At 68.9% G+C, this 10,812-nt stretch carries 13 protein-coding genes and 1 pseudogene; 7 read left to right on the forward strand and 7 right to left on the reverse strand.

Annotation, left to right across the window (positions count from 1 at the left end; all coding sequences use genetic code 11):
* Both GRX66_RS12190 and GRX66_RS12195 read right to left on the reverse strand, forming a co-directional pair.
* The coding region (locus tag GRX66_RS12190) for an MFS transporter (protein WP_159526810.1) at positions 1 to 1,013 on the reverse strand (1,013 nt) is incomplete at its 3' end.
* The gene (locus GRX66_RS12195; protein ID WP_159526811.1) at positions 1,013 to 1,645 is read right to left on the reverse strand and encodes a TetR/AcrR family transcriptional regulator; all 633 of its coding nucleotides are present in this window, start codon (positions 1,643 to 1,645) and stop codon (positions 1,013 to 1,015) included. The genes GRX66_RS12190 and GRX66_RS12195, both read right to left, overlap by 1 nt.
* Positions 1,646 to 1,725: 80 nt before the next feature.
* On the opposite strand from GRX66_RS12195, the gene GRX66_RS12200 reads away from it, so the two are divergent.
* Complete coding sequence (locus GRX66_RS12200) at positions 1,726 to 2,544, forward strand: amidohydrolase family protein (RefSeq protein ID WP_159526812.1); 819 nt, start codon at positions 1,726 to 1,728, stop codon at positions 2,542 to 2,544.
* 69 nt (positions 2,545 to 2,613) lie between these two features.
* On the opposite strand, the pseudogene GRX66_RS12205 reads toward GRX66_RS12200, so the two are convergent.
* Positions 2,614 to 3,545 (reverse strand): annotated as a pseudogene (locus tag GRX66_RS12205) (glycosyltransferase family 2 protein).
* A 132-nt stretch (positions 3,546 to 3,677) separates the two neighbouring features.
* The gene (locus tag GRX66_RS12210; RefSeq protein WP_325064088.1) at positions 3,678 to 4,382 is read right to left on the reverse strand and encodes a class I SAM-dependent methyltransferase; all 705 of its coding nucleotides are present in this window, start codon (positions 4,380 to 4,382) and stop codon (positions 3,678 to 3,680) included.
* 87 nt (positions 4,383 to 4,469) lie between these two features.
* Between GRX66_RS12210 and GRX66_RS20330 the strand changes: the two genes are divergently transcribed.
* Positions 4,470 to 4,604: a hypothetical protein gene (locus GRX66_RS20330; protein WP_267903085.1), complete on the forward strand. Its 135-nt coding sequence runs from the start codon at positions 4,470 to 4,472 to the stop codon at positions 4,602 to 4,604.
* 111 nt (positions 4,605 to 4,715) lie between these two features.
* Here the strand turns inward: GRX66_RS20330 and GRX66_RS12215 are convergent, their stop codons facing one another.
* Positions 4,716 to 5,114 (reverse strand): PPOX class F420-dependent oxidoreductase, encoded by a 399-nt coding sequence (locus GRX66_RS12215; RefSeq protein ID WP_159526813.1) that lies wholly within the window; start codon positions 5,112 to 5,114, stop codon positions 4,716 to 4,718.
* A 131-nt stretch (positions 5,115 to 5,245) separates the two neighbouring features.
* Between GRX66_RS12215 and GRX66_RS12220 the strand changes: the two genes are divergently transcribed.
* The 5 genes from GRX66_RS12220 (at position 5,246) to GRX66_RS12240 (ending at position 8,239) form a co-directional block, all read left to right on the forward strand.
* Complete coding sequence (locus GRX66_RS12220; RefSeq protein WP_159526814.1) at positions 5,246 to 5,518, forward strand: ArsR family transcriptional regulator; 273 nt, start codon at positions 5,246 to 5,248, stop codon at positions 5,516 to 5,518.
* A gap of 38 nt (positions 5,519 to 5,556) precedes the next feature.
* Positions 5,557 to 6,318 carry an MBL fold metallo-hydrolase gene (locus tag GRX66_RS12225; RefSeq protein ID WP_325064089.1) on the forward strand — a complete coding sequence of 254 codons (762 nt, stop codon included), beginning with the start codon at positions 5,557 to 5,559 and terminating at the stop codon, positions 6,316 to 6,318.
* A gap of 72 nt (positions 6,319 to 6,390) precedes the next feature.
* Positions 6,391 to 7,083: a YkgJ family cysteine cluster protein gene (locus tag GRX66_RS12230; RefSeq protein WP_159526815.1), complete on the forward strand. Its 693-nt coding sequence runs from the start codon at positions 6,391 to 6,393 to the stop codon at positions 7,081 to 7,083.
* A 164-nt stretch (positions 7,084 to 7,247) separates the two neighbouring features.
* A complete protein-coding gene (locus GRX66_RS12235) occupies positions 7,248 to 7,757 on the forward strand; it encodes a universal stress protein (protein ID WP_159526816.1) in 510 nt (169 codons plus the stop codon).
* Between the two features lie 77 nt (positions 7,758 to 7,834).
* Positions 7,835 to 8,239, forward strand: coding sequence for a TRAM domain-containing protein (locus GRX66_RS12240; protein ID WP_159526817.1), 405 nt, complete (start codon positions 7,835 to 7,837; stop codon positions 8,237 to 8,239).
* Positions 8,240 to 8,343: 104 nt separating this feature from the next.
* On the opposite strand, the gene GRX66_RS12245 is transcribed toward GRX66_RS12240, so the two are convergent.
* Both GRX66_RS12245 and GRX66_RS12250 read right to left on the reverse strand, forming a co-directional pair.
* Positions 8,344 to 10,038 carry a radical SAM protein gene (locus GRX66_RS12245; RefSeq protein WP_159526818.1) on the reverse strand — a complete coding sequence of 565 codons (1,695 nt, stop codon included), beginning with the start codon at positions 10,036 to 10,038 and terminating at the stop codon, positions 8,344 to 8,346.
* A gap of 198 nt (positions 10,039 to 10,236) precedes the next feature.
* Positions 10,237 to 10,812, reverse strand: a 576-nt coding sequence (locus GRX66_RS12250) for a glycosyltransferase 87 family protein (protein ID WP_159526819.1), incomplete at its 5' end; no start/stop codon positions are given.

Below are 10,812 nucleotides of genomic sequence, written 5' to 3' on the forward strand. Positions count from 1 at the left end.
CGCGAACGCGAACAACGCGAGCACGCCCGCGACACCGACGTGAGTCTCGGAACGGGCAGGACGGCCGCGAGCAGTCCGACGCCGAACCCGACGATACCGGCGACGACGAGGACGCCGCGGACCGCGTCGACGAACCCGTCGAAGCGCCCGATTGCGACGGTGCCCAGCGTCATGCCCGAGAAGAACGCCGAGTAAACGAGCCCGAGCGCGAGACTCCCCGGAACGGGAAGCGTCGGCGCGTAGACGGGGACGGCGACGTTCACGGGCGCCACGGCGAATTGGAGGACGGCGCCGAGCACCAGGAGGTTCCGGAGGAGCGGGCGGTCGCGCACGAACCCGAGGACCGTGCGGACGTCTGCGACCATCTCGGCGGCCGCCGACCGCACAAAGCCCGCGCCCGTAGCGGCGGCCTCCTCGGCGTCCTCGCGGTCGGGGACGCCGTGCTCGCCGGGAATCGACGCCACGAACAGCGCGGAGACGACGAACGTGGCGGCGTCGACGTAGAACGCCACGAACGACCCGAAGACCGCGACGACCACGCCGCCGGCGGCGAACAGCACCTGCGAGAGCGTCGAGGTCATCCGGACCAGGGAGTTCGCGCCGTCGAGGTCAGACTCGGGGACGAGGCGCGGGACGAACGCGTTTCGCGCGGGGCCGTCGAATGCGTCGGCCACGCCCGTGAGGAACGCGACAGCGAGGACAGTCGGCACGAGCAGCGGCCCGCGGCCGACGAACGGGATGACGAGGACGGCCGCCGCGCGCACGAGGTCAGAGACCACGAGCACGTACTTCCGGTTCACGCGGTCCACGAGCGCGCCCGCGGGCAGCGACAGGGCCACCGTCGGGAGGAAGCTCGCGACGAACGTCAGCGACAGCAGCGTCGCGTCGCCGGTCACCTCGTAGACGACCCAGACGAGCGCGATCTCGTGGACGCTGTCCCCGATGCGTGACGCCAGTTGGCCGAACCAGAGCCGCCGGAACCCGCTGTGGCCGAGCGTTCGGGCCAACGCCATCAGTCGCCGGCCTCCGCGAAGCCCGTCCAGTCCTCGCGGGCGTCGTCGGTGAGCAGGACGTGCCGGACGTACTGTTCGACGCCCGCGCGGAGGTTGTCGGCGTCCGCCGTCCGGTCCAGCGAGACGGTTCGGACGACGCCGCCGTCGTGGGCGGACAGCAGGAAGGTCGCGGCGTCAGCGGGGTCGACGTCCCGGAACGTGCCGGCGGCGACGCCGTCGATGATTGCGGTTTCGACGAACTCGCGGGCGCAGTCCTCGAGGTCGTTCAGCGCCGCGCGGTACGCTTCGTCGTGGGGAGCCTGTGCGTGCAGTTCGTACAGCGCCGCTGTCGTCGGGTCCGCGCAGTCGTCTCGGTCGAGGTCACCGACGACCGCCCAGCGGAGTCGCTGCAGAGGTGGGTCGTCCGCGTGCTCGGCGTACCGCTGCTGAAAGCCGTCCCGGACCCACTCGATGTACGCGACGACGAGGTCGTCTTTGGTGTCGTAGTAGTAGTGGACCAGGGACTGCGCGCGCCCCCACTCGTCGGCGATCTTCTGCGTGGTCACCGCCGACACGCCGTACTCGGCGATTGCGCGTTCGGTCGCCGCCAGCAGTTCCCGTTCCGCGTCGGTGCGGTCGGCCGCCTCGGTCATGCTGATTGAGTACTCAATCAGGATTCATAAGCGTTGCCACCCACCGTCAAGTCGAAATACCCGGCCGGTCACCTACGCGTATGCTCGAACTGGAGCACGGGTTCCGCATCGTGGACGCGCACGCACGGCTCCACGCCGGTCCCGGACGCCCAGTGCGGGGCAGCACCATCGACGGCGAGGACCTCGAACGCGAGATGCACCAGGCCGGCATCGTGCGCTCGGTGGTCTTCCCCGGCCCGCGGAAGGGCGAACAGGGCTACCTCCGCGCGAACAACGCGGTCGCCCGTCAGGCCGTCCAGCGGCCGTTCATCGCGTTCGCGCGCATCGACGGCCCCCGCGACCCCGGCGACGGCGCGACCTCCCGCCTGAAGAACCTCCGGTCGTCGCGAACCGACTGGCAGACCTCCCCCGAAGACATCGAACAGTACGCCTACGACGACCGCTTTCACGGGTTCAAACTCGACCCGACGCGGGACGGCCTCCCCGAACCGGACGTCCTCGACGTCCTCGACGACGTCGGCCTCCCCTTGCTCGTCCACGGCGGCCAGCAGTTCCCCCCGAGCGCGCTGGAGGACGCGCTGCTGGACCGCGAGTTCCCAGTCGTGCTCTCGCACTTCGGCGGCCACCCCCTGGACCGCGGGCTAATGCACGACGCCATCGGCCTGCTCGACGCCTACGACGACCTCTACCTCGACACCGCCGCCGTCCGCTACCGCGAACTCCTCGAACGCGCCATCGTCGAACACCCCGACCGCGTGCTGTTCGGCAGCGGCGTCCCAGACACTCACCCGAACGTCGCCGTCATGGAGATTCTCACCCTGGACGTCACCGAGGACGCCATGACGAAGGTCCTCGGGAAGAATCCGGTGCGCGTCGTTCCCGGCCTCGACCGCGAGTGAGCGCGGATCGAACTGCGTCCGCGGCGCTGTGCAATGGTGTTGCAGTCAAAGTGAGTCTTCCCAGCAGCGCTACTCCCGTACGTTGCAGTCGTGGCGCACCATCGTCCGGTCCATGCGCGCGGACACCCCGTTGGGGTTGCGGCGGGGCGTCCGGTCGGCCATCCGCGCGGAGATGCCGTCCTGGCTGCCCGTCCAGATGTTTGGCACGACGGCGCTTCCGGCGGCCGCCCATTCAGTCAGTTTCGCTTCGCCACGGACGACGTCGGCGCCGACGGAGAACGCGTCGCCGACTGCGTGCCGGAAGATGCGCGCCATCACGCGGGCGCTGGCGCCGTAGTTCTTCACGAGGCGGTACGCCAGTGAGCGGTACTTCAGCCCCCACGTCGACTGGTCGGCGTCCTCGGGGAGCCGGTGCCGGATGTCGTCTTTCTCCTCGCGCAACACGACGGCGTCGGCGCCCCACTCGACGTCGCTGTCCATGCCCGCGAGCCTGTGGGCTGCGTCCCGCGCAGCGCCGGTCTGGAGGTACTCGTCGAATCCGTCCAGGGCGTCGATAGCCTCCCGGGTGAACGCGACGTTCCCGCCGTCGAAGTATCGCACCTCGCAGCCACAGATGGAGGTCTCCTCGACGGATTCGGTCGTGACGCCGCCCTCGACCCGCCGGTGCACTGGCCCCGTGACGGCGTCCGCGCCGGCGGCCAGCGCGTCTGCGACCGCGCCCACCCAGTCGTCGCGGATGCGCGAGTCCTGCCCGACGAGCGCGACGACGTCACCGGTGGCGGCGGCGATCCCGGCGTTCCGGGAGGCGTTGAGGTTCCGCTCGGAGACTTCCAGGAGAACGTCGCCGCGTCGTGGTCGCGCACCATGCCGCTCGTCCCGTCCACTGACGGGCCGTTCACGACGACGACCTCGGCGTCGGGTGCGTGGGCCGCGAGGGCGTCTAGTGACCCCGCGAGCACGTCGCGGCCGTTGAGAGTAGGCACCACTACCGAGAGGTCCATAGTCCACACCAGTCTACGCGCCGGTAAAAACATCCGGGGTTCTCGCCCCCCAGAAATGGTCCGATAGCCGTCAGGAACGCCGAGTTCTGGCGTTCTCGGCTCAAACGCGGACCGACAGTGCGAGCCGGGCGTTCAGACGCTGGCGTTCCAGTAGGAGACGGTCGCCAGCGTCCGACCGACGGGTGTTTTCCCGAGAGCGGTGTCGCCACTCCGGAACGGCCCCGCGACCCAGTCCGGGACTTTCCGGTAGAACCCGTACGGCACGACGAAGTCGTGCTCGGCGTCCTCGAGCCGGAGGCCGGCGTCGTCGACGATGCGCCGCACTTCGCTGTCACCGTACAGCCGCGACCCCATCGGAAGCAGCCAGTTGTACAGCGACCGCGCGCTGAACCGGTTGAACGTGTCGAAGAACACCTGGTCGTCGGACACCCGGGCCATCTCCGTCAGGAACTTCACCGGCGCGTCCGCGAGGTGGAAAAACCGCATCGCGAACACGGTGTCGAAGTGGTTGTCCGGGAACGGGAGACGGGCGGCGTCGCCACGCATGAACTCCAGGGTGTCCGAGACGCCCGCCCGTTTGGCTTTCTCGCGACCCTCCTGGAGCATCGGCCCGGAGATGTCCAGGCCGGTGATGTCCGCGCCGCGCTCCGCGAGCATCACCGTGAACCGCCCCGTCCCGCACGCGATCTCGAGAACCCGCTGGTCTTCGACCGGCCCTACCGCGTCGAGGACGGCTTCCTTCTCCCGCCGGTCGATGAGCCGGCCGCCGCGAGAGAATCGCTTCTCGTCGTACTCCTCGGCGACCTCCGTGGCCTGGTACCACTCCTGTCCCTTCACGCTTCTGAGCGTACTTCGAGTTTGGGTGGTTAAAACCGTACTGGAAATCGCACAACGAATTTGGTCGGTCCGACAGTACTGTGAGGTATGGTAACGTGCCCCGGCTGCGACGGCGAGTTCGAGGCGGCCGACCTCGAACACCACGAACGAGGCGGCATCCACCACGTGCACTGCCCGGAGTGCGACCGCCACCTCGGGACGTACAACGAACACAGCCGATAGCGACGGTCACTCCGGGTGCGGCGTCACGGCACCCGGACCGCCTACCCGAAGAAACGAACACAGCCGATAGCGACGGTCACTCCGGGTGCGGCGTCACGGCACCCGGACCGCCTACCCGAAGACGCGCGTCGGTTCGATGCGGACGAGCACGCGTTCGCCCTCCTCGTCATCGAGGTAGGGGTACTCCGCCTCGCCGATGTACTTCTGCGCGAGTTCGTCGATGTGGTCGACCGCGCCCTCGGTGGTCAGTTCGCGGACTTCCCCCTGGAATCCGAGGTAGCGATAGGGGTCCTCCGGGTCGAGGATGCACCCACCGACGCGCTCGTTCTGTCGGAGGTTCTTCTCCTTGCGGCGGCCGCGGGCCGTGTTCACGAGAATGTGGTCCGCGGCCTCGTCGTAACTCACCCACACCGGGGTGACGTGCGGGAAACCGTCCGGCGTGAGCGTCCCGAGGCTGAGAAACGACCGCTTCTCGAAGAGGTCGCGGTACTCGGATGGAATCGACGACATACCCGCGATTGAAACTGCCAGCCTGAAAACACGTCGGGTGTCGAGGCCGCCGCAGAACCCCTATTACGATATAAGGAATTTAGTCGCACGGGTAGACAACCTTTACCTTCACCTGTATGTGACGCAGTTGCATGAGCACGTCCGCGTCAAAGGCCACCTCACTAATCGAAGACGACGAAGAATACCGCGACCGCCTCAGCGAACTCCCGCCGAGCGCCAAGCTCGTCGCGAAGGTACTGGAGATGGACTCGCCGCTCTCCCAGGGCCAGCTCGCCGAGGAGTCGCTGCTGCCGGACCGCACCGTCCGCTACGCGCTCAACCGCCTCGACGACGCGGACCTCGTCGGCTCCCGCTACAGCTTCCAGGACGCCCGCAAGCAGGTGTACTTCCTGGCTGACGAGTAACCTCCGCGCTTTTCCTCCCGGCTCCCGTCTTCGAGCGTGTGATCGACCGCTTCGCCGTCCCAGTGGAGACGCGCGCCCCCGGCGGCGCGACGAACGCGTACGTGCTCGGCGACGAGGAACGGGTGCTCGTGGACCCGGCCGGCCAGACGCCCGAACTCGACGACGCCGCGGCTGACGTGGACCACGTCGCCGTCACCCACACCCACCCCGACCACGTCGGCGCAGTCCGAGCGTCCGCAGCTGCGGCGGACGCCACAGTCTGGGCGTTCGCGCCGTTCGCGGACCGCTTCGAGGCGACGACGGGCGTCGCGCCGGACCGCTGCTTCCGCCCGGGCGACGAACTCGGAGCCAGCGGCGTCACGGCCATGGCTACGCCCGGACACGCGCCCGACCACGTCGCCTTCTGCGTCGGCGGCGAGGCCGTCACTGGCGACCTGGTGTTCGCCGACAGCAGCGTCTTCGTCGGCACGCCAGACGGCGACATGCGGGCGTACCTCGCGTCGCTCCGCCGCGCCGCCGCACGCGACTTCGACCGCCTCCACCCCGGCCACGGCGACGTCGTGGACTCGCCCCGCGAGCGACTCCACGAGCTCTACGCGCACCGCCGGGACCGCGAACGGCGCGTCCTCGACGCAGTGCGAAGGGGCTCGACCGCGGTTCCGGACGTCGTGGGCGACGCGTACGCGAAGGACCTCCGAGGGTTCGAGGACCTCGCCGCCGCGTCGGTCCGCGCGCACCTCGAGAAACTCGCCGTCGAGGGACGCATCGAGTGGGACGGCGAACGCGCGACACCGACCTAGTTCGAGTCGCCGCCGCACGCTGTGACAGGCCCGGCCCGCGACGCTTTTCCCCGCGCCCGCCGTACCCGAAGTATGGAGGAACTCGAAGCCGAACTGGCGCGCGCCCGCGACCTCGCCTTCGCCGACCTCGCGGACGCCATCGAGTCCATCGGCTTCGAGTGCACGCGCTGCGGGGCGTGCTGCAAGTCCGACGACGACGACCCGCACACGGCGACCGTGTTCCCCGACGAGGTACGGGAGTTGGAAGAGACCGATGACCGTGACTGGCGCGACGTCGCCCGCCCGATGCCGTACGGCCTCGACGAGGACGGCACCGGGGAGACGTTCGAGTGGGCGCTCCAGACGGACGCCTGCGGCGACTGCGTGTTCTACGAGGAGCGAGAGGCGTCGGAGACGCCTCACGGCGACGGCGAAGCCGTCGAAGGAGGCACTGGGGAGTGCACGGCCCACGACAGCCGGCCGCTCATCTGCCGGACCTACCCGTTCAGCGTCGCGCTCGGCGGCACCAGCCAGCCGATGGGGGAGGCCGTGGACGCCGAGGGCATGGTCCGCGCCCACGAGTGCGAGGGGCTCGGCCGGGACATCTCCCGAGACGACGCCGAATCCCTCGCTGCAGCCCTGAAGGAGCGCGCAGTCCGGGAACTGGAGGAGGCAATCGCCGTCCGGGACACCTACGAACCGGCCGACCCCGCGCCCGACGAGACGGTCGTCCACGACTCCGAGGGCGCGAAACGGCCTGACGGCACCGCCTACGAGAGAACGTAGCAGCGGCCGTAAATCGGGGAAAAGAGCACCCACACCGGCAAATCAGTGGCGCACTGAGCCACGCAGCCCCGCACGCCGAACCCGAGGAGGGCGACCGACGGGTCGTTCCCGGAGCCTGAAAGTCACCGGGTAGACATTTTGCCCGCCCCCTCGTAGACCCCGTCATGACGTTTGTCGTCCCCTTCGACGGATCGGGGCTCGCGGAAGCCGCACTCGTTCGCGCCGCCGAGTTCAGCACTGTCCTCGACGAGCGAGTGCTCGCTGTCGCAGTCATCCCGAAGAACAACACGGGGTACGCCCGGGAACGAGGATGGATCGGCGAATCGGAGTCCTTCGACAGGCAGTCCGTCGTCGCGACCCTCCACCAGCAGGTCACCGACCTCGTGCCGGCCGTCGACTTCCAGCACGAGGTCATCGACAAGTACGCGCCCGTCGGCGCGATCACGAACCGGATCCGACGGGTCACCCGCGAGGTGGACGCCTCCATGGTGTTCGTCGGCAGCGAGAACGCCGGCCGGATGGTCACGGGCCTCGGGAGCGTCGGGAGCGCGGTCACCGCGCAGGACGACTACGACGTGGTCATCGTCCGGAACCGCGCACCGTCGAAGATCGCGAAGCTCAAGAACGCCAACCCGATCGACGAGCGGTCGGACTTCTACGTCACCGACGGGTGACGCTGCGGACCGCGTGCCCATCGTGGTCGTGCAAATTGTTAAGTCGCGGGACAAACACCGTCCATTGGAGGCTCGTCATGGAAATCTCTGACCAACTCCTCTGTCTGTTCAGTGCGGAAGTCACCGTCAAGGACGACGAATACGTCGTCGAAGTCCCTCGGAGTGAGGTCGAGGCGGGCGCGGTCGACCCGGGGGACGTCTATCGGGTCGCGCTCATCTCGCAGGCCGACGCCGAAGCCGGGGACGAGACGGAATCCACCAGCGAACCCGCGTCCTCCGAGCCCCAGCCACCAGTCGAGGAGGGGGAGATCCGGTACGTCGAAATCGAGGACATCGGGAAGCAGGGCGACGGCATCGCGCGCGTCGAGCGCGGCTACGTCATCATCGTCCCGGACGCCGAGATCGGCGAGCGCGTCAAAGTCGAAGTGACCGAAGTGAAGTCGAACTTCGCAGTGGGCGAAATCATCGAAGACGAGTACTAAGTCCTCTGCGGCCACCCGGCGGCCGCGCTCTCGTCGACACGTAGCGACGGCCTCACGCGAGCGGACCGTCCGATCCGGGCGCCGCTGTCAGTCCCGTGCCCGGCTCACTGCGTGAACTTCGCGAGGTCGATTTCGTCGACGGACGGCGCTGACTCGTGGGGGCGGTCGACGAGAATGTCCCCGGCGGTGCGCTTGCCGATGCCGGGAATCGCGGTGAGTTCGTCCATCGACGCGTCGTTGACGTCCAGCGGGTGCGGAACGCCGGTCACGGACCGGTAGCCGTGGTCGGTGACCGCGACGTCGATGGTCTGCCCGAGTTCTCGCTCGCCCGGTATGCCCACGAGCAGGGAGTACGTGCCGAGCTGCCGGCCGAACGTCTTCCCGTCCTGGTGGTACTCCAGGGTGACGTCCTTCAGGACGGTCCCGGGCGGCACCACGCGGTTCAGCATCGGGTTGTCGATCTCCTCGCGGACCGCCTGCTTGTACTGCTTGAACTGCTGTTTGTGGTTCTCTGCGAGTTCGACGCCCGTCTCCGCCATGTCCGTGCCCTCGAAGGTCATCACCTGGCGGATGTTGATGCGGCGCAGCAGGAGGCCCTCGTCGAGGACGCTCTGCAGGAAGCGCTTGTTGTGCGCGAACGTCTCCTCGCGCTCCCCCGTGAGTCCGTGCACGAGGTTGATGCCGGGCAGCAGTTTCGGGAGGCGGTCGGCCGCCTCGTCGCCGTACGTCGGCGCGTCCGCGGGGTCCTCGCCCGGCCGCCACCCGCCGACCTCGTTCACGATGCGGACGGCTTCCAGGCACTCCTCGGCGCTGACGAGGAGGTTGTTCTCCGCCTGGACGACGGGGTCGGCGGACTCGAGGCCGAACGCCGCGGTGTCCCCCGCGGTGTTGTGCTCGGCGATGACCCGAATCGCCTCCTTGGACTTCTCGGGGTAGTCCACGATGGTCACCGGGTTCATGTTGTCCAGGTGTAGCGTCTTCAGGTCGGGCGCGACCTCCCGGATGCCGCCGTAGAGGCGTCGAATCGCGTCCGGGTTCGGGGCTTCGCCGTCCCCGCCGAACGCGAGAATGTCGGCCTGCCGGCCGAGTCGGAAGTGGCGCGCGCCGTGGTCGTAGAGGTTCCCGACCTCCCGCACGACGCTGTCAGCGGACCGGAACGCGGGGTCGCCGTACATCGGTTCCGTGCAGAACGAACACCGGTACGCACAGCCCCGCGACGTCTCCATCTCGCAGATGAGGTAGTCTGGGTAGTTCGGGTGCTGTTCGACGACGAACGCGCCGTCGGCGGCCCACCGGTCGATCTCCTCGTTGTCCCGGTAGCGGTCCTCGAACCCCTCGAGGCCGTTGGACACGAGGTCGTAGGCCGCGGCCTCCACGTCCGCCATCGCGAGGAAGTCGAAGTCGAGGTCCGACCGCTCCATCTCCTGGGCGCCCGCGTTCTCCTCGCCGACGCCGAACCGCACCGGTCCGCCCATCACGCTCGTGCCCTCCGCGACCCACGCCAGCTCCCGGACTTCGTCGGGTTCGGCGGGCGTCCCGCCGACGTACTTCCCGGGCACCGTCATCCCGCCGACGTAGACGAAGAGGTCGGCGTCCGCGACGTCGTTGAACTTCGACTTGTCGTCTCGGAGTTCGTCGATCGTGTGGTAGGTGACGTTGTCCGCGGGCACGCCGGCGTCCACGAGCGCGCCGGCCGTGTACCGCGGATACGTGGAGATGTACGGCGGCACCCCGAAGTGCGCCGGCTCGTCGACGTACCCGTCGACGAGCGTCACGTCCAGCTCCGCGGGGTCAATCATACAACCAGATTGGAGTTCGACGCGTAAGAACGTGACTACACGGCCTCGTTCGCCTCGCTCGCCGCGCCGTGCTGGAACAGCAGGCAGGCCGCCAGCACGAGCCACATCCCCGCTGTCGGCGGGAGGACGAAGCCGAACGCGGGCCCGCGGCGCGCCTCGCGACCGACTCGACGCCGCCGGGCAGCAGGGTCGCTACGGTCAGCACGCTCTCCCAGGTGACCGGGACGGCCAGGAGGAGGGCACCGGGGAGGAACAACCGCCGCTCGCGTCCCGCGTCGAGGACGTACAGCAGTGGGACGAGGGGGAAGAACGCGAGCACGACGTAGAACGGCTCCAGCGGGAACATCGCGAGTGCGGCGAGCAGCGTGCCCTGAGCGCGACGAGTCGGCTCCGGAGCGTGTCGACGACGCGATTCACGCCGACGAACACGGGCGCGAGAACGAATGCGCTCGCGGGGAGGAGCCAGTCCGCGGGCAGCCCCGGGAAGACGGCGGTGAGTTGGCGGCGGACGGTCACGAACGGGGCTGTCGGGTCCGGTCCGCCCGTGAACGACCCGACGGAGGCCTCGTGGGCCAGGGTGTCCGTGAGATACGCCGCCGTAGTTTCGGGTCCGAAGACGAGGCTGCCCGAGGCGAGGCCGAGCACACCGGTCGCCGTGGCCGCGGCGATAGCCAGCCACGCGCGCTGCCGGAGCAACCACGCGCCCACGAGCGCTGGGAAGAGTTTCACGAGCGCGACGGACCCGAACGCGACGCCGGCGGCGCGCCACGGCCG

The sequence above is a fragment of the Halobacterium bonnevillei genome (assembly GCF_009831555.1).
Taxonomy (GTDB): Archaea; Halobacteriota; Halobacteria; order Halobacteriales; family Halobacteriaceae; genus Halobacterium; species Halobacterium bonnevillei.

Bases quoted from the DNA above. Each gene is read 5' to 3' on its own strand.
- GRX66_RS12195 (WP_159526811.1), bottom strand. From the start codon at position 1,645: ATGACCGAGGCGGCCGACCGCACCGACGCGGAACGGGAACTGCTGGCG.
- GRX66_RS12200 (WP_159526812.1), top strand. From the start codon at position 1,726: ATGCTCGAACTGGAGCACGGGTTCCGCATCGTGGACGCGCACGCACGG.
- GRX66_RS20330 (WP_267903085.1), top strand. From the start codon at position 4,470: ATGGTAACGTGCCCCGGCTGCGACGGCGAGTTCGAGGCGGCCGACCTC.
- GRX66_RS12215 (WP_159526813.1), bottom strand. From the start codon at position 5,114: ATGTCGTCGATTCCATCCGAGTACCGCGACCTCTTCGAGAAGCGGTCG.
- GRX66_RS12220 (WP_159526814.1), top strand. From the start codon at position 5,246: ATGAGCACGTCCGCGTCAAAGGCCACCTCACTAATCGAAGACGACGAA.
- GRX66_RS12230 (WP_159526815.1), top strand. From the start codon at position 6,391: ATGGAGGAACTCGAAGCCGAACTGGCGCGCGCCCGCGACCTCGCCTTC.
- GRX66_RS12235 (WP_159526816.1), top strand. From the start codon at position 7,248: ATGACGTTTGTCGTCCCCTTCGACGGATCGGGGCTCGCGGAAGCCGCA.
- GRX66_RS12240 (WP_159526817.1), top strand. From the start codon at position 7,835: ATGGAAATCTCTGACCAACTCCTCTGTCTGTTCAGTGCGGAAGTCACC.
- GRX66_RS12245 (WP_159526818.1), bottom strand. From the start codon at position 10,038: ATGATTGACCCCGCGGAGCTGGACGTGACGCTCGTCGACGGGTACGTC.